This window comes from Streptomyces sp. NPDC048523, assembly GCF_043199815.1.
Classification (GTDB): domain Bacteria; phylum Actinomycetota; class Actinomycetes; order Streptomycetales; family Streptomycetaceae; genus Streptomyces.
Genome location: NZ_JBICWQ010000001.1, coordinates 1,555,788 through 1,576,536 on the forward strand (window position 1 = coordinate 1,555,788; position 20,749 = coordinate 1,576,536).

Sequence of the window (20,749 nt, forward strand, 5' to 3'; positions counted from 1 at the left end):
ACCACAGGGGAGAAGACACCGCATGACCGGATCCGACGCCGCAGCCCCCGCCATAGACACCAGCCGGCCGCACCCGGCCAGGGTGTACGACTGGTGGCTGGGCGGCAAGGACAACTACCCGGTGGACGAGGAACTGGCCCGCCGGATCCTCGCCGTGGACGGCACGGTGATGCGCGGGGCGCGCGCCAACCGTCGGTTCATGCAGCGGGCGGTGCGGACGGCCGCCGAGGCCGGGATCCGCCAGTTCCTCGACATCGGCACCGGCGTTCCCACCGAGCCCAACCTGCACCAGGTGGCGCAGGAGGTCGCCCCGGAGTCGAAGGTCGTGTACGCGGACAACGACCCGATCGTCCTCAGGCACGCCCAGGCCCTCCTGCACAGCACCCCCGAGGGCGCCACGAACTACGTCCACGCCGACGTCCGCGACCCGGACACCATCCTGCGCCTGGCCGCCGAGACCCTGGACTTCTCGCAGCCGGTCGCGCTGTCCCTGGTGGCACTCACCCACTACCTGAGCGACGACGCGTACGGCCTGCTCGAACGCTATGTCGCCGAGCTCGCCCCGGGCAGTTACGTGATCCTCTCGCAGGTCACGCCCGATCTGAGCCCCGAGGCCATCGAGAAGGCCGCCGAGCAGTTCCGCCGCAGCGGCACCCCCTTCTTCCCCCGCTCGCTCGCCGAGTTCTCCCGCTTCTTCGCCGGCCTGGAACTGCTCGGCCCCGGAGTGATCCCGGTGTCGGGCTGGCGTCCGGGCCCGGAGGACGTGGCGGCGCAGGCGGAGGGCATCGTGCCGGTGTACGCGGGGGTCGCGCGCAAGGTCTGACCCCGTACGGCGCTACTCCTTCCGGTCCTTCTCGTCGTCCACGATCTCCGCGTCGACCACGCCCTCCTCCTCGTGCGGCGGGGAGGCCGGTTCGTCCTGCGGGGACTGCTGCTGAGCCTGGGCGTACATCTCCTGGCCCATCTTCTGGCTGACGGAGGCGAGTTTCTCGACGCCGCCCCGGAGGGTGCTGGTGTCGGCGTTCTCCTCCAGGAGCTGCTTCAGTTCGGAGACCGCCGACTCGACCTCCGTCTTCGTGTCGGCGGAGATCTTGTCGCCGTTCTCGCGGACGAACTTCTCGGTCTGGTAGACGAGTTGCTCGCCCTGGTTGCGGGTCTCGGCGGCCTCGCGGCGGTTGCGGTCCTCCTCGGCGTACTGCTCGGCCTCCCGCATCATGCGGTCGATGTCGTCCTTGGGGAGCGCCGAGCCGCCCGTCACCGTCATCTTCTGTTCGCGCCCGGTCGCGAGGTCCTTCGCCGAGACGTGCATGATCCCGTTGGCGTCGATGTCGAACGCGACCTCGATCTGGGGAACACCGCGCGGGGCCGGCGGCAGACCCGTGAGGTCGAAGACGCCGAGCTTCTTGTTGTACGCGGCGATCTCGCGTTCGCCCTGGTACACCTGGATGCCCACCGAGGGCTGGTTGTCGGTGGCCGTCGTGAAGATCTCCGCACGGCGGGTGGGGATCGTGGTGTTGCGTTCGATGAGCTTGGTCATGATGCCGCCCTTGGTCTCGATGCCCAGGGACAGCGGCGTCACGTCGAGCAGCAGGACGTCCTTCACGTCGCCGCGGATGACACCCGCCTGGAGCGCCGCCCCGACCGCCACGACCTCGTCGGGGTTGACCCCCTTGTGCGGGTCCTTGCCCGTGAGCTCCTTGACCAGGTCGGTCACCGCGGGCATCCGGGTCGAGCCGCCGACGAGGATGACGTGGTCGACCGCGGAGAGCTTGATGCCGGCGTCCTTGACCGCCTGGTGGAAGGGGGTCGTGCAGCGGTCGAGCAGATCCGCGGTGAGCTCCTGGAACTGCGCGCGGGTCAGCTTCTCGTCGAGGTGCAGGGGCCCCTCGGCGGAGGCGGTGATGTAGGGCAGGTTGATGGTGGTCTCGGAGGACGAGGACAGCTCGATCTTGGCCTTCTCGGCGCCCTCGCGCAGCCGCTGCAGCGCCATCTTGTCGTTGCCGAGGTCGACGCCGTACTGCCCCTTGAAGCGTTTGACCAGGTGCTCCACGATCCGGTGGTCCCAGTCGTCACCACCGAGATGCGTGTCGCCGTTGGTGGCCTTGACCTCGATGACCCCGTCGCCGATCTCCAGCAGGGACACGTCGAAGGTGCCGCCGCCGAGGTCGAAGACCAGGACCGTCTGCTCCTCGCCCCGGTCCAGGCCGTACGCCAGGGCCGCCGCCGTGGGCTCGTTGATGATCCTGAGCACGTTGAGGCCGGCGATCTCCCCGGCCTCCTTGGTGGCCTGCCGCTGGGTGTCGTCGAAGTACGCGGGCACCGTGATCACGGCGTCGGTGACGTCCTCGCCGAGATAGGACTCGGCGTCCCGCTTCAGCTTCTGCAGGACCCGCGCCGACAGCTCCTGCGCCCGGTACCGGGTGCCGTCGATGGAGCCCTGGTCCGGGAAGCGCCAGCCTGTGTCGCCCATGTGCCGTTTCACGGAGCGCGCGGTGCGCTCGACGTTGGTCACGGCCTGTCGCTTGGCGACCTCGCCCACCAGCACCTCGCCGTTCTTGGCGAAGGCCACGACCGACGGTGTGGTCCTGGCTCCCTCCGCGTTGGCGACGACCGAGGGTTCACCGCCCTCCAGCACGGCCACCACCGAGTTCGTGGTACCGAGATCGATCCCGACCGCACGTCCCATCGCTGTCCCCTTCCGCCAGGGAGGTCCATCAGGGAATTGCACCACCTGCTCAGTAGGACGTGTACCCCGGCGAACGCTCCTCGTGCCGTTCCCGGCGCAGCGCGACGGCCCGGCGCGGCCGGTCGGTGATCAGGACGTCGACGCGCGGATGGTCGAGGAACGCCCGCATGACGGTGTCGTCGTTGACCGTCCAGACCATGGTGAACAGGTCGTGCCGAGCCGCTTCGCGCAGCACGTTGGCCCGAGCCAGCCGCTGGTGCACGGCCACCCCGCTCGCGCCGCAGGCGCGCACCCGGCGTATCGGCAGGAGCTCGGTGAGCCGGGTGCCGACGAGGCGGGACCGGGCGATCTCCCTGCGGTCGCGGCCCAGGGACAGCGCGGTGCGCACCCGGGGGAAGGCTCGTGCGATGGCCGCTACGGAACGGTCCTCCAGAGTCGTGGCGACGAAGCCGTCCGTGCCGAGCAGGGCGACCGCCCGGTCGATCAGCTCGCGCTCGTAGCCGCTCTCCTTCAGGTCCAGATGACCGACCAGCTTCCCCGCGATCAGCGACATCACCTCGTCGACGACCGGCACGGGACGACCGGCCCGTTCGCTGAGCTCGGCGTGGGTGATCTCGCTGAGGAGCGGACCGGTGCGCCCAGCCCGGGCGTCGTGGTGGACGACGAGGACCCCGTCCGCCGTACGCCGGATGTCGAACTCGACGTACTCCGCCCCGGACCGGATCGCGTCCTCGTAGGCCTCCCAGGTCGCGGCGCCGGCACGCTCGGTTCCGCCCCGGTGGGCAGAGATGGCGGGACGTCGAGGCATACGGCTCTCAGCTTCCGGACGGTGGACGCAGCGGCGACCGCGGGGCGGGCACCGGGACGGCCGTCGGGGTCGCCAGCAGCGCGCCGGAACGCCTGCTGACCCGCCTGAGCAGGAGGTATCCGACGACGGCGAGGGCGATGAAGGGAAGCCAGGCCAGCAGGTAGGCCGGGAGGTAGTGGGCGTCGAAGACGGACCGCCGATTGTCCACGTTCGAGGCGTTGGCCCCGAAGAACGCCAGCAGCAGCGTCGGCGGCAGGGCGATGCCGGTGGCCACCGCGACGAGCGCCGACACCGTACGGTCCCTGCGGTCGTCGCGCTCGGCGAGCTGGGCCTGCAGCGCGGCCGAGCGGGCGCTGATCACCGAGGTCAGGCGCTCGACCATCCTGGCGGAGTTGTCCAGGCTGTCGGGGATGCCGAGGGCGTCGCGCAGCGAGGACTGGAAGGTCTCCATGACCGTCTCGGGGATCAGCAGGCTGTCGACGTACGCCTCGACGCCGAAGGCCAGGTCCAGCTGGAGTTCGTTCACCCCGTCGGAGAGCCGGGAGATCAGCCTGCGGATCTCGTACGGCGACTCGGCGGCGGCCTGTTCGTTGGCGCGCATGGTCTCGAAGGCGGCCAGGCGGGTGCGCTGCAGGACGGCGAGCGCGGAGATGATGCCGACGGCGACCAGGATGAGGCCGTTCTCCACGTGCCCTGCCCAGCCGGCGTGGACGGAGACCCCGCGGCCGTGCGCGGAGAGGGTGCGGCCGTGCCGGTGGAGGTGGGGCGGCTCGGACAGGGACAGCCGGCCGCGGTACACGATCTCGTTGAGCAGGGCGGGCGAGCCGGCCTCGTCGGGACCCAGCAGGTTGTTTTCCAAGTCGCCGCCGGGAAAGACCAGTTGGTGGACGTTCTGGCCGAAGGCGAGCGGCTCCCGCGGGGCGAGCAGGCCGCCCAGCGAGTCGAGCAGGGCCGTGCTGCCGAGCGTGATCCGGTCCCGGCCGAAGCAGGTGTCAGAGAGCCACGCCGCGAGGGCGGCGGGAGGTGTCTGTCCGGCGAATCCGCAGTCCAGCGCCAGGGTGATGTCCCCGCGAGGGGTGGCGAGGACGGCGATCCCGACGGACGCGAGGTCGAGTCCGTGGCCGCCGTGCGGCAGCCGCAGCTCCTCGGGTGCCACGTCCTCGACGAGCACCGGCACGGGCAGGACCGATTCGCTGGACGTCAGGTGCAGGGCGAAGCGGCCGAAGTCGAAGGTGTCGACGAGGCTGCCCAGCACGGGCCGCCCCGGGTCGAGTCGGCCGGTGAGGCTGAACAGCACGACGACACGGGTGAGTTCACGGGTGCCGGAGTCGAGTGCCGCCGTACCGCCGGCCGTTCCCACAGTCATCGCGTTGCCTTTCGCACCACCGGACCGGCCCCCGAACCACGTGCCGCGCAGACCGCCCCGGACGGGCGGTCTGCGCGACCTGGTGTCTTCGGGATCAGGCGAGCTTGGCGTCCAGGGTGATCGGTACGGCCTTCAGGGCCTGGCTGACCGGGCAGTTGACCTTGGCCTGCTCGGCGGCGGCCACGAAGCCCTCCTCGTCGAGACCCGGCACGGTGCCCTCGACGGTGAGGTGGATGCCCGTGATGCCCTCGCCCGGCTGGAAGGTGACGTCGGCGGAGGTGATGAGCTTGGTGGGCGGGGTGCCGGCCCCGGCCAGGGCGTGCGAGAACGCCATGGAGAAGCAGCTGGAGTGGGCGGCCGCGATCAGCTCCTCGGGGCTGGTCTTGCCGTTCGCCTCCTGGGTGCGGGCAGCCCACGTCACCGGCTGCTCGTCGATGGCACCGGAGGAATCGAAGGTGACGACACCGTTGCCCTCGAGGAGGTTGCCTTCCCAGACGGTGTGTGCGGAGCGCGTGGTAGCCACGTTCAGTCCTTTCGTGTGGTCCCGTTGACGGGGGTACGGGAACCATCCGATCACACTACGCTCAGCTCACGCGGAAGACCGGCCCGCGTGCGGTGAACGGCAGCCTGGCACCCTGCGGGATCAGATAGGCGTGCTCGCGCCGCACCCGCAGCACATCGCACCAGCCGTCGGTGATGACCAGCACGGGCGCGTTCGCGGGGAAGTCGTCGGCGCGGTGCAGCAGGTCGATGCCGGGCTGCAGGACGGTGCCGCCGCGGCCGTGCACCCGGACCCGTTCGGCGATCTCGGTGACGGGCAGATAGCCGGCGTCGTGCGGGGCCGCGTCGCAGAACACGACCCGGGCGGCGGGTACGTCCCGGGCCTCGGCGTACGAGGCGATCGCGCCGAGTGCCTTGCCGAGCAGGGTGCGGTTCATCGACCCGGAGGTGTCCAGGACCACGCCGAAGGTTGGGGGTCCCCCCGCGCGAGCGAAGCCGAGCGTGGGGGAGGGCGATCTCCCGGGCGGAAGGTAGCGGCCCGCGCGCGGGATGTCGGGGGTGGAGGACTGACGGCGCGCGGGACGGGCGTAGGACCTGACGGGCTGGGGGCTGGGCACGAACTCGTCGAACCAGCGGGCGAGTTGCGCGTCCCAGGGCAGCGGCGGATGGCTGAGCGCGCGAATCTCCTCGACCAGGCCGCCGGGCAGGAAGCCGCGCTCCTGCCGCTGGTGCAGGTCGAGGCCCCGGGCGAGGCCGCGGCGGTAGAACTCGTCGAGGTCGACGTAGTCGCGCGGTGAGCCGAGCGGGCCGCCGAGGATGTCGCCGGCGCCCTTGCCGCGGAGGGTGGCGAGGCGGCGCATGCGGCGCAGGTCGCCGGCGATGCGGTCGTAGACCTCCTCGGAGGAGAGGCCGGTGAGCTCGGGGTCGTACAGCAGGCCCTCGGGCATGGTGCCGATGCGCATCTCGGTGAGCCAGCCGTTGATGACGTAGTCGCAGGCGATGTTGAAGAGGTAGGGGTCGCGGGTGCCGCAGCGGTCGCCGTGGCGCAGGGCGGCGTGCAGCATCTCGTGGGCGAGGATGAACCGCCATTCCTCGTCGTCGAAGCGGCGCAGTGGGTTGATGTAGATCTCGGCGGCCTCGGCGTTGACGGCGGCGATCGCGATGCCGTGCGCGCGGGCGAGTTCGGCGTCGGCGACCAGGGTGATGCCGGCCGCGATGCCGCCGAGCAGCGGGTAGGAGGAGATGAACCAGCTCAGGGCCTGCTGCCAGGGGCGTTGCGGGGTCACTTCCCCGCTGAGCGAGTCGCGGCGGCCGCCCGCCATGTCCATCGCCGCGGACATGGTCCGGGTCAGTGCGGTGGCGAACGCCAGCTGCCAGTCGGGCGGCTGGGACCAGCCCGCCCACCTGAGCAGCAGTTGGTCGGGCTCGGGGCCCGCCGTACCGCAGTGTTCGTAGGCGGCCGGGATGCCGTCGCGCCGCCAGCGCGCGGCGAGCTGCTCCTCGTCGCCGTCCGGGTAGGAGGCGGGCAGGTGCTCGGGGGCCCTGCCGACGGGGAAGCCGAGCAGGAAGCGGTTGACGACGAGGCAGCGGGCGGCGAGGTCGAAGCGGTCGGGCTGGGTGCGTTCGCCCTTGACCGCCGGGACGTGTCCGAAGCCCAGGTGGAGGACGGCGTGGGCCAGCGCCCAGGCCCAGGCGGCGGGCTCGGCCAGCCGGTCGGGGTGCGCGTGGAGGTCGCCGTCGGAGTCGACGACCACGAGCCCGTCCCGGGGCGCGAACCGGCACTCCTCCCGGCGGCAGACGTCGAACTCGACGGCCGCGAGCGCCGGGTTGGCCCGCATGACCCGCATTCCCTCGGCGAACGCCTCGCCCGCGAGGTCGCGCTTCTTCTTCTTTTCGGGGCTGCGGCTCACCGCCGCGCCTCCACCAGTCGGGGCATGTCCCGGGCCGCCTCGACGAGGAACCAGGAGGGCAGTACGGGGTTGCCGTCGTCGTCTGCGGCGATGACGGTCTGGGCCACCTCGACGGAGATCTCGGCGAGCTGGACCAGCAGCGACTTGGCGCGGTACGCGGTCTGGCGGCCGTTCGCCGACATGTGCTCCTTGCTGACCGGGAGTTCCTTGAGCAGACGGCCGCGGAAGGACTCGGCGAGGTAGTAGAGCAGGTCGCGGTCCTCCAGGCGGTTCGGCCAGCGGGCGTCGCCCTTGATGATCGCCTCGATGCCGAACCGGCTGCGCACGATCTTGACGTAGCCGCAGAACGCGGTCGCGTGCCGGGGCGTCAGCGTGCCGTGCGCGAGCACCTTCAGGGTCTCCTCGTCGAGGTCGCGGCCGAAGGAGTGCAGCGCGTCGGAGAGCATGTGCCAGGAGCGGGGCGTGGAGAAGGGCTCCTCGGTCTTCGGCGGCTTGGACCACAGGTGGTCGGGCCGGTCGGTGAGGTGGTCGAGGATCCAGGGGTGGATGCCGTGTTCGGCGGCCCAGACCAGCCAGTCCTTCGCGGACACCTCCAGGTGGACGTGGGTGAGGCGGTTGACGAGGGCCGAGGAGATGGGCCGGGCCAGCGCGTTGTCGGTGGCCCGGTTTCCGGCACCGATGACGATGGATCCCTTGGGGAGCTCGTAGTCCCCGATACGGCGGTCCAGGATCAGCGAGTAGAACGCCTTCTGCACGTCCGGGGTGGCCGCGTTCAGCTCGTCCAGGAACAGGCAGTACGGCTCGTCGCGGGCGATGGACTCCGGTGGGCAGAACACCGAGCGCCCGTCCCGGATCTGCGGCACCCCGATCAGGTCCTCGGGGGCGAGCTGGGTGCCGATCAGGCTCACGCACTCGAGGCCCAGCGACGCGGCGAACTCCCTGACGAGGGAGGACTTGCCGATACCGGGGGCGCCCCAGACGAAGACGGGCCGCACGGTGGCGAGGCCGAGGAGGAGGTCGGGGATGCGGGAGGGCGAAACCGTGACGGCAGCCTGCAAAGCGGTTGCTCCAGAAAGTGTTCGAGAGGGGGACTCGAACAGTGTGAGCGCGGGCCCCGGTCGGCGCAGCCGATTTTCAGGCGGCCCACTCGTCCGCCCCGGTCACCAGGGGCACTTGGGGACCCCCGGCCTCGTCGAGCCACCCCCGCAGCACGTCGTGCACCCGCTCTGCCCCGGCAAGCCCCTCGGGCGGCGCCGACAAGGCGAGCGGCGACAGCAGAAACGGCTTGGCCTGGGCCCCGCCGAGACCACCGTGCGACCCGATCTGTTCCTCGAACGCGAGCACTTCGCCCTCGGCCGGGTCGTACCAGGAGTTGACCATGATGTCGGCGGTGTGCGGGAAGGAGTGGGTCCGGCGTACCGCGTCGGCCGCACCCGGTCCGAAGTCGGCCAACGGGCCAGGGTTGTCGTCCAGTTGGTCGAGCGGGATCTCCGTGCCGAACGGTCCCAGCACCACCCCGCCGTGCTCCTCGCTGCGCACCAGGAGGAATCCGATGCCGGGATGGTTGGCGAGGGTGGTCAGCAGCGCCGGGTGCCGCGCGTCCAGTTCCTCCTTGGTCATCCGGTGGTGCACATCGGGGAAGGAGACGAGGCCGAGGTTGCCGGAGGCCAGCACGATCGGCTCGGAGCCGCGCGCGGGCCGGTACTGCTCGCGCGCTTCCTTGCCCGGCCGGCGCAGTGCCGCACGGACGGCGGCGCGGGCCTCGGCCCCGCTGTGGGTGCGCTCGGCCTTGCGCGACACGGGCAGCCCGCAGCCGGCCCGGACCAGGTCGCCGAGGGTGAGCCCGTAGCGGGTGCGGAAGGTCTCGCCGGGGCTCTGGCCGTGGTCGGAGAGGACGACGATCCGGTACGGGCGCGGGGCGTGCTCGGCGACGTTCTCGATCAGCGCGAGCGAGCGGTCCAGGCGCTCCAGGACCTTCGCGGCATCGCGGCTGGTCGGCCCGGAGTGGTGGGCGACCTCGTCATAGGCGACGAGGTCGGCGTAGACGGCCGTGCGGCCCGCGAGCATGTCGCCCATCACGGCGGCGACCACGACATCGCGTTCGACGACGGTCGCGAAGGCGCGCACCAGCGGGTACAGGCCCCCGCGGCCCACCCGCGGGCGCTCCTTGCGGGCCCGGGTGCGGGTCGACTGGCCGATCTCGCGGCCGACCTCGGCGAAGAAGGACAGGGCGGTGCGCACGGCGTTGGCGGGGTCGGAGAAGTAGGCGAAGTAGCCGGCCCGGGAGCGGGTCTCGCGGCTGCGACGGCGGGTGGCGATGGACAGGACGAGGGCCTGCTCCTCGGCGCCGCCGGAGAAGAGGTTGCCGCGGCTCGCGCCGTCCACGGTGAGCAGTCCGCCGTGTCCGGCCTGTTCCACGGCCCGCTGCTGGAGTTCGACGGCGCTGGTCGGGCGGTTGCAGACCACGATCTCGCCGCGGTCCTTCTCGTACCAGCGGAAGGCGGGGACGTCGTGGTTGCTGCCGTGCAGGATGCCGAGCTGGCTGGCGCCGGTCTGGCTGGACCAGTCGGTGCGCCAGGAGGTGAGCCGGTGGGTGGGGCGCACCGCGCGGCCGGGGGTGTCGCTGTGTCCCATCCAGCGGGCGACGGTGGGCATCAGGCCCTGGCCGACCGCGGCCAGCAGGACGTCGTGGCCGACGCCGTCGAGCTGGAGGAAGACGGTGCCGGGTGTGGCCGGGCCGACGGGGCCTCTTCTTCGGCGGCGGTCGGCGAGACGGTACAGGCGGCGCCGGTAGGCGTCGTCGTCGCGTACGGCGAGGGCGCCGCCGGTGGCGGAGGCGACCGCTGACATCACGGCGGCGACGACGACCGCGGTCTCCGGGGCGGCGTCGCCGCGCTCGGCGGGGTTCAGGCGCAGGGCGAGCAGCAGCAGCGCCCCGTTGAGGAAGAAGACGAGGAGCCCGAGCACCAGCGTCGGCACCAGCAGGAACAGCCGGACGAGCAGGGGCCACACGACGGCCGACAGCACACCGAAGGCGCCGGCGCCGAACGCCGCGGTGACGGCGATCCGGGTCGCGCTGTCACCGGTCGGGGACTGGAGCCGGAAGTCCGGCAGGATGCCGGCCAGCACCAGCATGGTCAGGGTGGAGACGACCCATACCGTGACGCTCCGCCCGACCTGACTGGCGACCCGTCGCCAACGCCCCGCACCCACGCCCCGCACACCTCACGTCCTGGCCCGTCGTCGGTGCGGGCGCTGGGACCAGCGTGTCACACGGGTGGCTAGCGGCCGTCGTATCCCGCTGTCGGCATCGACAGCCTGCGGTGCACCCTGGCCTTCATCTGGGCGTCGTAGAGGGGTTCCGCGAAGCCCACGGTCTCGACCCGGACCCCGCGGCGGGCGCATTCGGCGGTGAACTCCTCCACGGAGGACAGGGCACTCTCCAGGACCCGGCGGCTGGGCGCGACGAAGAGATCCCGTCCCGCCCGGACTCCGTCCCACAGCACGCAGTGGTCGGCGCGCAGGCCGCGCACCAGCAGTTCCCGCCGCACGGTGTACCCCCGCTCCGCGGCCCAGCGCGCGCACATCGCGTGCTGGCTGCGGGAGTCCACCAGGAAGGGATCGGCGTCGAGTTCCTCCAGCGGCGTCAGACTCGCGATCGCCGTCACACGTACCGCTCCCATGGTGTCCCCCTCACCTCCGGGTTTCGCCGCCGACCATACTCCAGCCCGTAGGCTTCGGGGAGTCGCGCGAAGGAGGCAAAGAGGTGCCGGTGGAGATCACCTGGTGGGGGCACGCCACCTGCACGGTCACGGATTCGGACGTTCGTGTCCTCACCGACCCTCTGTTCGCCCGCCGGCTCGCGCATCTGCGCCGGCGCCGCGGGGCGGTACCCCCGCCCGAGGCCCGGCGTGCGGACGTGGTCCTCGTCTCCCATCTGCACGCCGACCATCTGCACGTTCCCTCGCTGGCGCGGCTGGAGCCGGGCACGCGCCTGCTCGTGCCCCGCGGCGCACCACGCCAGGTGCCGGGGCTGCGCCGGCTCACCGACCTGCGGGTGGAAGAGGTGGTCCCCGGCGACGAGCGACGCGTCGGCGACCTCCTGATACGCGTGGTGCCCGCGTGGCACGACGGACGGCGGCTGCCGGTCGGGCCGCACCGCTCCCCCGCGCTCGGTTTCGTCGTCGAGGGCTCGGCGCGGACGTACTTCGCCGGGGACACCGGGCTGTTCGACGACATGGCCAAGGAGGTCGGGCCGGTCGACGTGGCGCTGTTGCCGGTGGGCGGGTGGGGGCCGTATCTCGGGGAGGGGCACCTCGACGCGGGGCGCGCGGCCGAGGCGCTGGCCCGGCTGGAGCCGCGCAGTGCGGTGCCGGTGCACTACGGGACGTACTGGCCGATCGGGATGGACGGGGTGCGGCCGCACGAGTTCCACGCGCCGGGCGCGGAGTTCGTGCGGCTGGCGGCGGAGTTCGCGCCCGGGGTGGATGTGCACCGGCTGGAGCACGGGGAGAGCGTGCGGCTGGGGGGTGCGCGGTGACCTGGCTCGCGGCCGCCACCACGGGGGCGACACCCGTGGCCGCGGGAGGGGCGATCGGGTATCCGACCCTGTTCCTGCTGGTGTTTCTGGGGGCGCTTGTGCCGGTGGTGCCCACGGGCGCGCTGGTGAGTTCGGCGGCCGTCGTGGCGTTCCATCAGACGGCGCCCCTGTCCCTGCTGTTCGTGTTCCTCACGGCCTCCCTCGCCGCGTTCCTCGGGGACATCGCCCTGTACTGGCTGGGGCGGCGCGGGATGAAGTCGAAGAACGGCTCGCGGTGGCTGAAGGCGCTCCGCTCCCGGGCGCCGGAGGAGCGGCTCTCGCAGGCGCAGGGGAAGCTGGCCGACCACGGGGTGGCCGTCCTGGTGCTGTCCCGGCTGGTGCCGGCGGGGCGGATTCCGGTGATGCTGGCCTGCCTCATGGCGGAGTGGCCGCTGCGGCGGTTCGTCCGGGGGAATCTGCCGGCCTGTCTGGCCTGGGCCGTGACGTACCAGCTGATCGGGATCCTGGGCGGGTCGTTGTTCAAGGAGCCCTGGGAGGGAGTCCTCGCGGCGGTCGCGCTCACCGTGGCGATGAGCGCGGCACCGACGGTGTGGAAGCGGGTCCGTCCCTAGGGACGCTCCACCGGATGTTCCAGGGGATGTTCCAGCACCCGTGAGCCGCCGACCGGCAGGTCCCACAGGTCCTCGCGGGCCAGGCCCGCCTTCGCCCACGCCTCCCGCACCCGCGTCAGGGGTTCCAGCACCGGCTCCGCCGACAGCACGAACGTCGCCCAGTGCATGGGGGCCATCCGGCGGGCGCCCAGGTCCTGGGCCGCCCGCACCGCGTCCTCCGGGTCGCAGTGGACGTCGCTGAGCCACCAGCGGGGGTCGTAGGCGCCGATGGGCAGCAGCGCGAGGTCGATGCCGGGGTAGCGGTGGCCGATGCGGGAGAACCAGTGGCCGTAGCCCGTGTCGCCCGCGAAGTAGACGCGCTGCCCGTCCTGGGCGGTGAGGACCCAGCCGCCCCACAGAGTGCGGCAGGTGTCCGTGAGCGAGCGCTTGGACCAGTGGTGGGCGGGGACGAAGTCGAAGCGGACGCCGTCCAGTTCGGCTGCCTCCCACCAGTCGAGTTCGGTCACCGCGGTGAAGCGGCGGCGGTGGAACCAGCGGGCCAGGCCGGCCGGGACGAAGACCGGGGTGTCGCGCGGCAGTCGGCGCAGGGTCGGGGCGTCCAGGTGGTCGTAGTGGTTGTGGCTGATGACGACCGCGTCGACGGGCGGCAGGGCGTTCCAGTCGAAGCCGACCGGGGTGATGCGGGCCGGGGTGCCGAGGATGCGACGGGACCAGACCGGGTCGGTGAGGACGGTCAGGCCGCCGATCCGCACCACCCAACTGGCGTGTCCCGCCCAGGAGACGGCGACCGTGCGGGTGTCGACGGCGGGGAGCGGGGCGGGTGCGTAGGGCAGCTTCGGGATGTCGGCGAGGCCCTCGGGCCCGGGGCGTACGGCGCCCTCGCGGGCGAAGCGGGCCATGGCCTTCAGGCCGGGCAGCGGGGCGGTCAGACGGTCGTGGAAGGACCTCGGCCACACTCTGCGCTCCCCCAGCGGTCGGGGTTCGGCGAGCGGCGGGGACAGGGGCGGGGACGGGGGCGCGAACGAGGAGGGGGCCGGGGGTTCGTCGGCCACTCGCGTGCTGGTGGTCGACTCGGACTGCTGCGTCATCGAGGAGGCTCCCATCGCTGAGCGTCGTCGCGGAGGTCGTCGAAGACCGACTCCAGGGTGATCAACGCGCGTTGCACCTGTGGCAGTTCCAACGGCGCGGGTGACATGAGGCATTCCGCGCGTTCCTCGTCGGAACCGCCGAGCAGGGGGCCGGTGGACAGCCGTACGCGCAGCGCGCCGAGGTCGTCGCCGAAGCGGTGGCCGCCGGGAGCGGGCATGCCGAGCCGGGCGGTGAGGAACTCCTCCAGGTCCTGGGCGTCGCCGACGCCCTGCGCGCTGAGCGCGGGACGCAGGGGACCGAGGTCGACGTAGAGATGGCGGCCGGCCCGCGGGGGCCGACACAGCGCGCCCGCGCCGACGACCACGGAGTGCGCGGCGGCGGCCACCCGCGCGTGGAGGTGTCCTACGGCGGTGCGGTGGGCGGTGACCGGTTCGGGCTCGGTGAGGGCGTGGGCGGCGGCCGCGGCGACCGGGGCGGCGATGCGGGCGCCGAGGGCCGTCAGGATGTCCAGCACGCGCGCGTGGAGGCCGTCGCCGTGGGCCGGGAAGCGGGCGAAGGCGGCCGGCCAGCCGGTCGGGAGCAGGCTGCCGGCCAGGTCGGTGACGACGGTGACCCGCTCGGGCAGCATCTCGGCGGGGCTCAGCCAGACCGTCTCGTGCGGGGCGTGCACGGTGTCGCGCCAGGTCTCGTCGCTGACCAGGTGCAGGCCCTCCCCCGCGGCGGCCTCGACGGTCTCGTGCAGCACCTCGGGCGGGGCGACGGTGGCGGTGGGGTCGTCGGCGACGGACAGCACCAGCAGCCGTGGGTCACCGCCCTCCGCCCGCACCCGGCGCACGGTCTCCAGGAGGGCGTAGGGGTCCGGGACACCGCCGCACTCGGCCGGTGTCGCCACGTGGAAGACGCGTCGGCCCAACAGGCGTGCGTACGGCGCCCACCAGGCGGCACAGGGGCGGGGCACCAGGACGTCGCCACCGAGGGCGGCGGTCAGGGCGAGCAGGAGGGCGGGGGCGCCGGGGGCGGCGGCCATGTGGTCGGGTTCGGCGGGCAGGCCGCGCCGGGCCGCGTAGGCGCAGGCGGCCGTCAGGAGCGGGGTGCCGCCGCCGACCGGTTCGGCGTGGGAGCGGGCGGCCGCGGCGGCGAGGACGGCGGTGAGTTCGGGCAGTACGGGCAGCCCGTCCTCGGGCAGCGGAGGGCCGTAGCGGACGGGGCCCTGGCCCTCCGGGTCGGTCCGCATGGTCACCTCCGTATGCCGCTGTCCGGTGGCTCGTCCGGTCCGCCGTCTCGTTCGCTCGCGCCGGGGGCGCTCCTTGCAGCTCCTTGCAGCTCCTCGCAGCTTCTTGCGGCTCCTCGCGCTCCGAGTACCCACGGCGCCGCGGGCCCATGGGCGCCGGGCGGGTTGCGCCTGTCACACGGCCCTGAGGTTTCGGCCTCAGAGATCCGTCGCGGGGGCCTTGCGGCGCAGCCGGTACACGGCGCCCGCGGCGGCCCCCGCGATCAGCAGACCGCCGGCGACCAGGGCGGGCACGGAGTCGGTGAAGCTGCCGCCGTCACCGGCGTGGACGGGGCTCTGGATGACCGCGGTGCCGCAGCTCTCGGTGTGCGGCTCGGTGCGTGGCTCGACGGGCGGCTGGGAGCGCGGCTCGGTGCGTGGCTCGGTGCATGGGCGGTGGCTGCTGTCGGTGCCGGCTCCGCTCGTGATGGTGAAGGTGGCGCTCCAGGCCTTGCCCGGTGCGCGGTCCGCGGTCGGGCAGGTGCCGTCGACGGTCCACGCCGAGTCGGGTCCGACACTGCCGGCACCGTCCTCGGGTGCCGGGTCGGCGGCGACGCGCGCGGTGCCGCTGTAGGCGGGGCCGGAGACCTTGTCGTCGTTGCCGGGCACCAGTTGCAGCCGTACGGTCTGCGACTCGAAGGCCTCGGAGGTGGCGTCGAGGGTGGCGGGCGGTGTCCCGGTGCCGGGATCGCAGGAGACGGACACGGTGACACTGCCGCCCGGCTGGACACTGCTCGGGCTGACCTCCGCGGCCGGATCCGCGAAGGCGCTCGGCGCGGCGGCGCCCAGGGTGATCCAGAGCGCGGGCAGGACGACGGACAGGGCCCGGAGACGGGCGGTGCGGCGCATGGGATGGACTCCTTCGGCCGACGGCTGCGGGGCCCGTCGTCGGGCGTCGGCGTCTCGACGACTGGGCCGGGGGCACGACGGTCGCACCCACGGCCATCACAGCCCGGCCCTCCCCGTCCCGCGCGCGGCCGGAGGCCATTGGCGGGACGGGAAGGGCCGAGTGGGTGATGTCCGGGCGCCGGAGGTGTCGTTGCCCCGGCGCTGCCGTCAGCTGCCCGCGGCGTCGCGCATGATCTGCTCGCGCAGCCGACCGCAGCAGCGGTTGATCAGCCGGGACACGTGCATCTGGGAGATGCCGAGCTGCTCGGCGATCCGGCTCTGGGTCATGTCGTTGAAGAAGCGCATGTAGAGGATGGCGCGCTCCCGCTCGGGAAGGGCGGCCAGCCGGGGCTTGACGGACTCGCGGTCCACGACCGTCTCCAGGGCGGGATCGAAGGAGCCGAGGGCGTCGGCGAGCGAGTAGCCGTCCTCGCTGCCGGGCAGTTCGGCGTCGAGGGAGAGGGCGGTGAAGCTCTCCAGGGCCTCCAGGCCCACCAGGACGTCCTCCTCGCTCAGGCTCGCGTGCTCGGCGATCTCGGCGACGGTGGGCCCGCGTCCCGGGATGGTCTGGGCGAGGTCCTGGGAGGCGAGGCGGACGCGGTTGCGCAGTTCCTGGACCCGGCGCGGCACGTGCAGGGTCCACATGTGGTCGCGGAAGTGCCGCTTGATCTCGCCGGTGATGGTGGGGACGGCGTAGCTCTCGAAGGCGTTGCCGCGGGCGGGGTCGTAGCGGTCGACGGCCTTGACCAGGCCGAGGGCGGCGACCTGGCGCAGGTCGTCGAAGCTCTCGCCGCGGCTGCGGAAGCGTCCGGCGAGCCGGTCGGCCATGGGCAGCCAGGCCTCGACGACCTGTCCGCGCAGGGTGTCGCGCTCGGGTCCGGCGGGCAGTTCGGCGAGCCTGCGGAAGGCTTCGGCGGTGTCGGGTGCGTCGTCGTGCGGATGGTGCTTCGCGCTCACTGGAGTGGGCATCTGCGTCGCAGCTCCCTGGATCGTGCTCGGGTGGACGATCAACGGGGGGAGCGCGTCCGGGTGCGGACGGGCGCGCGCGGCCGTGGCGGTCGATCGCCGCTTTCACGGAGGTGCCTCCGGTCCGAAGCACTGTGAGTGCGCCTGCCCTCGGCCCCGCGGGACAAACCCGGGGCAGGTTTTCCGGTGGCGTGCAGGGTGACTCGTAGGGCTGCTGCCTGTGCCATCCATGTCCGGGAGGTCAGCCCATGAGCACCAAGGTGTCCGATCACATCCTCGAGCGGCTGCGCGAGTGGGGTGTGGAGCATGTCTTCGGCTATCCGGGGGACGGCATCAACGGCCTGCTGGCGGCCTGGGGCCGGGCCGAGAACCAGCCGCGGTTCGTGCAGTCCCGGCACGAGGAGATGTCCGCGTTCGAGGCGGTCGGCTACGCCAAGTTCAGTGGCCGCATCGGCGTGTGCGCGGCGACCTCGGGGCCGGGCGCGATCCACCTGCTCAACGGGTTGTACGACGCCAAGCTGGACCATGTGCCGGTGCTGGCGATCGTCGGACAGACGCACCGCACCGCGATGGGCGGGTCGTATCAGCAGGAGGTGGACCTGCACACGCTGTTCAAGGACGTCGCCTCGGAGTTCGTGGAGACGGTGACGGTCCCCGAGCAGCTGCCGAACGTCCTGGACCGGGCGATCCGAACCGCGTACGCCCGCCGCTGCCCCACGGCGATCATCATCCCGGGCGATGTCCAGGAGCTCGACTACTCCGCGCCCACGCACGAGTTCAAGATGGTGCCCTCCAGCCTGGACCGCAGCGCCTGGACGGCGGTGCCCTCCCAGGAGTCGCTGGAGCGGGCCGCGGAGATCCTCAACTCCGGTGAGAAGCCCGCCATTTTGATCGGGCAGGGGGCGGCCGGCGCACGGCCCGAGGTGGAGCGGATCGCCGAACTGCTCGGCGCGGGCGTCGCCAAGGCGCTGCTCGGCAAGGACGCGCTGAGCGACGAACTCCCGTACGTCACCGGCTCGATCGGCCTGCTGGGCACGCGCCCGTCGTACGAACTCATGCGGGACTGCGACACCCTGCTCACCATCGGCTCGTCGTTCCCGTACACGCAGTTCCTGCCGGAGTTCGGCAAGGCGCGCGGTGTGCAGATCGACATCGACCCGCACATGGTCGGCATGCGCTACCCGTACGAGGTGAACCTCGTCGGCGACGCGAAGGCGACGCTCCAGCGGCTGATCCCGATGCTGGACGTGGAGCGCGGCGGGCGCGACTGGCACGACACGGTGTGCGGCAACGTCAAGCGCTGGCGCGAGGTGATGGAGCGGCGGGCGCAGCTGTCAGCCGACCCGATCAACCCGGAGTACGTGGCCCACGTCCTCGACCCGCTGCTGCCCGACAACGCGATCGTCACCTCGGACTCCGGGTCCACCGCCAACTGGTACGCCCGGCACCTGACCATGCGGCCCGGCATGCGCTCGTCGCTGTCCGGCACGCTGGCGACGATGGGCCCCGGAGTGCCGTACGCCATCGGCGCGAAGTTCGCGCACCCGGACCGGCCGGCGATCGCGCTGGTCGGGGACGGGGCGATGCAGATGAACGGCATGGCGGAGTTGATCACCGCGGCCAAGTACCGGGATCTGTGGGAGGACCCGCGGCTGATCGTCGCCATCTGGAACAACCACGACCTCAATCAGGTCACGTGGGAGATGCGGGCCATGGAGGGCGCTCCGTCGTTCCTGCCCTCGCAGCAGCTCCCGGACGTGCAGTACGCCGCGTTCGCCCGCTCCCTCGGTCTGACCGGGATCCGGGTGGAGAAGCCGGAGGACGTCGAGGCGGCCTGGCGGGCCGGGCTGCAGGCGGACGGGCCCGCGGTCCTCGAGTTCCTCACCGACCCGGCCGTACCGCCGATCCCGCCGCACGCCACCTGGGAGCAGATGGAGGCCACGGCCGCCTCGGTCCTCAAGGGCGACGCCGACCGGGCGTCCATGGTGAAGCAGGGCTTCAAGGCGAAGGTGCAGGAGTTCCTGCCGGGGCGGGAGAAGTAACCGCCGGGAGGGCGGCCGGTTCGAGCCGGTCGCCCTTCGGCTCCGAAAGCATCAGTTCCTCGTACCGGCCGAGCGCGAGCACCGCGGCGAGCATGAGGATCGGTATGAGCGCGGCGAGGACGACCATCGCCATGTCCTTCCCAGGGGAGGTGCGCGGGGGGTCCGGATCGGGTCTCCCCGCTTCGGTCCGGCAAACCCGGTGTCGGCCCCCGGTGCACGGGTACGCGGTGCGGACCCGAAGATCTGGAGGGAGTCATGCAGCGAGGCAGCGACAGGCTGAGCCGCCACCGCGACGACGAGATGAAGCACGAACTCCAGGGTCTGCTCCGCTCCGGGCATCCCACCCGCAGCGAGGAGTGGAACGACCCGGAGCCGACCGCCGACGACGATCCGCAGGTCTGGGGCGGCCCCGTGGCGCCGGGCAGCGACGGGGCGTCGCTGGAGACCGTCCGGCTGGAGCTGGCCCGGATCCTGGGCCGCAGCTCGTTCCCCGCCACCCCCGTGGAGCTGGTGCGGGTGCTGCGCCACGAGCACGCACCCGACCCCCTCGTCGAGGCGGTGGAGGAACTCCCGCGCAAGGAGAACTACACCAATGTCCAGGAGCTCGCGCGGGCGCTGACCGGGACGGAGGGCACCCGGTGACGGCGGACCTCGTCAGGGACGTGATGACGCCCGGTGTGGTGGCCGTCCGCCCGGACGCCTCGCTGGTCGAGGCGGCGCGGCTGATGCGCGCGCAGGACATCGGCGATGTCGTCGTGGCCGACGGTCAGCGGGTGGTGGGGCTGCTCACCGACCGGGACATCACGGTCCGGGCCGTCGCCGACGGCATCGACCCGCAGACGGTGAGCGCCCGGTCGGTGTGCACGCCGGATCCGCTGACGGTGGCCCCCGGCGACCCGGTGACGCAGGCGGTCGCGCTGATGCGGGCCCATGCCGTACGGCGGCTGCCGGTCGTCGAGGACGGCCTGCCCGTCGGGATCGTGAGCCTCTCGGACATCGCCGAGGCCCGGGACCCGGGGTCGGCGCTGGCCGACATCAGCCGCGCGGATCCGGATGTCGCGGCGGATCCGGGAACAACAGCGGATCCGGGAGCCACAGAAGAGCTTTTCAGGAAAGGACGTTGAATCATCATGCGCATCGCGTTTCTGAGCGCACCCGAGGGCGTCGAGCAGGTCGAGCTCACCGATCCGTGGCAGGCGGCGGTGGACGCGGGGCACGAGCCCGTGCTCGTGTCGACGGAGTCCGGGAAGATCCAGGCGTTCAACCACCTCGACAAGGCGGACACGTTCCCCGTGCAGGAGGTCGTGGGCGAGACGTCCGCGGACTCCTTCGACGGGCTGGTGCTGCCGGGTGGGGTGGCCAACCCGGACTTCCTGCGGACGGACGAGAAGGCCGTGGCGTTCGTGCGGGACTTCTTCACCCAGGGGCGTCCGGTGGCCGCGATCTGCCACGCGCCGTGGACGCTCGTCGAGGCGGACGTCGTACGGGGCCGGGTGCTCACCTCCTGGCCGAGTCTCCAGACGGACATCCGCAACGCGGGCGGCACCTGGGTGGACGAGCAGGTGAAGGTGTGCGACCACGGGAACAACAAGCTGGTCACCAGCCGTAAGCCGGACGACCTGAAGGCGTTCTGCGAGACCTTCCTCGACGTGTTCTCCAAGACGGCCGCCTGAGCGACGCCTGGACACGTTCGTGGGCGTGACCTGCTGACCATGTGGTCGGCAGGTCACCGTCTGTTCCGGGCGCGGTCGGCCCGGTCAGTCCAGCGCCGGGGTGGCCGACTCCCCCGCCCCGCGCTCCCGGGCGCCCTCACGGGTACGGCCCGCGGCCACGGTCCGGCGCGGGTGGCGGCGCAGGTACTCGCCCTCCAGCCGGGCCATGCGCTCGTTGTGGGCACCGAGCGCGTCGTTCGAGCCGTGGAGCAGCGTTTCGTGCCGGGTGCGATGGATCGTCTCCAGCTCTTTCATGAGCTGCTGGTCGTCCAAGGTGCTGGGATCGACTCCGGTCATGGTGGTGTCCCGCTCGTCGTGTTCGTTCATGTGCTTCGGGTACCCGCCCCGCGAGCAATACCG

The 20,749-nt window shown here is 72.3% G+C and carries 20 protein-coding genes; 7 read left to right on the forward strand and 13 right to left on the reverse strand.

The features are described from left to right. Positions 1-22: 22 nt before the first annotated feature. Complete coding sequence (locus ACGFWE_RS07070; protein ID WP_393598455.1) at positions 23-823, forward strand: SAM-dependent methyltransferase; 801 nt, start codon at positions 23-25, stop codon at positions 821-823. A 12-nt stretch (positions 824-835) separates the two neighbouring features. On the opposite strand, the gene dnaK is transcribed toward ACGFWE_RS07070, so the two are convergent. From dnaK to ACGFWE_RS07110, 8 genes are all read right to left on the reverse strand, one after another. Further along, positions 836-2,686, reverse strand: a complete 1,851-nt coding sequence (gene dnaK / locus ACGFWE_RS07075; protein ID WP_393598457.1) for a molecular chaperone DnaK — start codon at positions 2,684-2,686, stop codon at positions 836-838. A gap of 49 nt (positions 2,687-2,735) precedes the next feature. After that, positions 2,736-3,494, reverse strand: a complete 759-nt coding sequence (locus ACGFWE_RS07080; protein WP_393598459.1) for a glycerophosphodiester phosphodiesterase family protein — start codon at positions 3,492-3,494, stop codon at positions 2,736-2,738. A 7-nt stretch (positions 3,495-3,501) separates the two neighbouring features. Continuing rightward, positions 3,502-4,860, reverse strand: coding sequence for a hypothetical protein (locus tag ACGFWE_RS07085; RefSeq protein ID WP_393598461.1), 1,359 nt, complete (start codon positions 4,858-4,860; stop codon positions 3,502-3,504). Between the two features lie 94 nt (positions 4,861-4,954). Beyond that, positions 4,955-5,383, reverse strand: coding sequence for an OsmC family protein (locus ACGFWE_RS07090; protein ID WP_280861541.1), 429 nt, complete (start codon positions 5,381-5,383; stop codon positions 4,955-4,957). A gap of 61 nt (positions 5,384-5,444) precedes the next feature. Continuing rightward, positions 5,445-7,208, reverse strand: coding sequence for a hypothetical protein (locus ACGFWE_RS07095; protein ID WP_393598962.1), 1,764 nt, complete (start codon positions 7,206-7,208; stop codon positions 5,445-5,447). 59 nt (positions 7,209-7,267) lie between these two features. Further along, positions 7,268-8,329, reverse strand: a complete 1,062-nt coding sequence (locus tag ACGFWE_RS07100; RefSeq protein ID WP_393598463.1) for an AAA family ATPase — start codon at positions 8,327-8,329, stop codon at positions 7,268-7,270. 76 nt (positions 8,330-8,405) lie between these two features. Next, a complete protein-coding gene (locus tag ACGFWE_RS07105; RefSeq protein WP_393598465.1) occupies positions 8,406-10,493 on the reverse strand; it encodes a phage holin family protein in 2,088 nt (695 codons plus the stop codon). Between the two features lie 59 nt (positions 10,494-10,552). After that, a complete protein-coding gene (locus tag ACGFWE_RS07110; RefSeq protein WP_007385884.1) occupies positions 10,553-10,954 on the reverse strand; it encodes a hypothetical protein in 402 nt (133 codons plus the stop codon). Positions 10,955-11,037: 83 nt separating this feature from the next. Between ACGFWE_RS07110 and ACGFWE_RS07115 the strand changes: the two genes are divergently transcribed. Further along, a complete protein-coding gene (locus ACGFWE_RS07115) occupies positions 11,038-11,811 on the forward strand; it encodes an MBL fold metallo-hydrolase (protein WP_393598467.1) in 774 nt (257 codons plus the stop codon). Further along, on the forward strand, positions 11,808-12,422 hold the full coding sequence (locus tag ACGFWE_RS07120; protein WP_393598469.1) for a DedA family protein: 615 nt from the start codon (positions 11,808-11,810) through the stop codon (positions 12,420-12,422). The genes ACGFWE_RS07115 and ACGFWE_RS07120 overlap by 4 nt, the downstream gene beginning before the upstream one ends. On the opposite strand, the gene ACGFWE_RS07125 is transcribed toward ACGFWE_RS07120, so the two are convergent. From ACGFWE_RS07125 to ACGFWE_RS07140, 4 genes are all read right to left on the reverse strand, one after another. Next, the gene (locus ACGFWE_RS07125; protein ID WP_393598471.1) at positions 12,419-13,510 is read right to left on the reverse strand and encodes an MBL fold metallo-hydrolase; all 1,092 of its coding nucleotides are present in this window, start codon (positions 13,508-13,510) and stop codon (positions 12,419-12,421) included. The genes ACGFWE_RS07120 and ACGFWE_RS07125 overlap by 4 nt on opposite strands. After that, positions 13,507-14,745 carry an aminotransferase class I/II-fold pyridoxal phosphate-dependent enzyme gene (locus ACGFWE_RS07130; protein WP_352381293.1) on the reverse strand — a complete coding sequence of 413 codons (1,239 nt, stop codon included), beginning with the start codon at positions 14,743-14,745 and terminating at the stop codon, positions 13,507-13,509. The genes ACGFWE_RS07125 and ACGFWE_RS07130 overlap by 4 nt, the downstream gene beginning before the upstream one ends. A gap of 195 nt (positions 14,746-14,940) precedes the next feature. Next, positions 14,941-15,630, reverse strand: a complete 690-nt coding sequence (locus tag ACGFWE_RS07135; RefSeq protein ID WP_393598473.1) for a hypothetical protein — start codon at positions 15,628-15,630, stop codon at positions 14,941-14,943. Positions 15,631-15,837: 207 nt separating this feature from the next. Continuing rightward, a complete protein-coding gene (locus ACGFWE_RS07140) occupies positions 15,838-16,638 on the reverse strand; it encodes an RNA polymerase sigma factor SigF (protein ID WP_393598475.1) in 801 nt (266 codons plus the stop codon). 245 nt (positions 16,639-16,883) lie between these two features. On the opposite strand from ACGFWE_RS07140, the gene ACGFWE_RS07145 reads away from it, so the two are divergent. From ACGFWE_RS07145 to ACGFWE_RS07160, 4 genes are all read left to right on the forward strand, one after another. Then, on the forward strand, positions 16,884-18,677 hold the full coding sequence (locus ACGFWE_RS07145; protein WP_393598477.1) for a thiamine pyrophosphate-requiring protein: 1,794 nt from the start codon (positions 16,884-16,886) through the stop codon (positions 18,675-18,677). Between the two features lie 255 nt (positions 18,678-18,932). After that, entirely contained in the window at positions 18,933-19,319 is a 387-nt protein-coding gene (locus ACGFWE_RS07150) for a DUF2795 domain-containing protein (RefSeq protein WP_352381300.1), read from the forward strand. Then, entirely contained in the window at positions 19,316-19,801 is a 486-nt protein-coding gene (locus ACGFWE_RS07155) for a CBS domain-containing protein (protein WP_352381302.1), read from the forward strand. Before ACGFWE_RS07150 ends, ACGFWE_RS07155 begins: the two co-directional genes overlap by 4 nt. A gap of 6 nt (positions 19,802-19,807) precedes the next feature. Further along, a complete protein-coding gene (locus ACGFWE_RS07160; RefSeq protein WP_352381303.1) occupies positions 19,808-20,350 on the forward strand; it encodes a type 1 glutamine amidotransferase domain-containing protein in 543 nt (180 codons plus the stop codon). 84 nt (positions 20,351-20,434) lie between these two features. Here ACGFWE_RS07160 and ACGFWE_RS07165 read toward each other — a convergent pair whose 3' ends face one another. Then, complete coding sequence (locus ACGFWE_RS07165; RefSeq protein ID WP_352381305.1) at positions 20,435-20,716, reverse strand: DUF6158 family protein; 282 nt, start codon at positions 20,714-20,716, stop codon at positions 20,435-20,437. Positions 20,717-20,749: the final 33 nt, after the last annotated feature.

Coding starts and splice junctions, on each gene's coding strand:
- ACGFWE_RS07070 (WP_393598455.1), top strand. CDS start 23: ATGACCGGATCCGACGCCGCAGCCCCCGCCATAGACACCAGCCGGCCG.
- dnaK (WP_393598457.1), bottom strand. CDS start 2,686: ATGGGACGTGCGGTCGGGATCGATCTCGGTACCACGAACTCGGTGGTG.
- ACGFWE_RS07080 (WP_393598459.1), bottom strand. CDS start 3,494: ATGCCTCGACGTCCCGCCATCTCTGCCCACCGGGGCGGAACCGAGCGT.
- ACGFWE_RS07085 (WP_393598461.1), bottom strand. CDS start 4,860: ATGACTGTGGGAACGGCCGGCGGTACGGCGGCACTCGACTCCGGCACC.
- ACGFWE_RS07095 (WP_393598962.1), bottom strand. CDS start 7,208: ATGCGGGTCATGCGGGCCAACCCGGCGCTCGCGGCCGTCGAGTTCGAC.
- ACGFWE_RS07110 (WP_007385884.1), bottom strand. CDS start 10,954: ATGGGAGCGGTACGTGTGACGGCGATCGCGAGTCTGACGCCGCTGGAG.
- ACGFWE_RS07125 (WP_393598471.1), bottom strand. CDS start 13,510: ATGACGCAGCAGTCCGAGTCGACCACCAGCACGCGAGTGGCCGACGAA.
- ACGFWE_RS07130 (WP_352381293.1), bottom strand. CDS start 14,745: ATGCGGACCGACCCGGAGGGCCAGGGCCCCGTCCGCTACGGCCCTCCG.
- ACGFWE_RS07135 (WP_393598473.1), bottom strand. CDS start 15,630: ATGCGCCGCACCGCCCGTCTCCGGGCCCTGTCCGTCGTCCTGCCCGCG.
- ACGFWE_RS07140 (WP_393598475.1), bottom strand. CDS start 16,638: ATGCCCACTCCAGTGAGCGCGAAGCACCATCCGCACGACGACGCACCC.
- ACGFWE_RS07145 (WP_393598477.1), top strand. CDS start 16,884: ATGAGCACCAAGGTGTCCGATCACATCCTCGAGCGGCTGCGCGAGTGG.
- ACGFWE_RS07150 (WP_352381300.1), top strand. CDS start 18,933: ATGCAGCGAGGCAGCGACAGGCTGAGCCGCCACCGCGACGACGAGATG.
- ACGFWE_RS07160 (WP_352381303.1), top strand. CDS start 19,808: ATGCGCATCGCGTTTCTGAGCGCACCCGAGGGCGTCGAGCAGGTCGAG.
- ACGFWE_RS07165 (WP_352381305.1), bottom strand. CDS start 20,716: ATGAACGAACACGACGAGCGGGACACCACCATGACCGGAGTCGATCCC.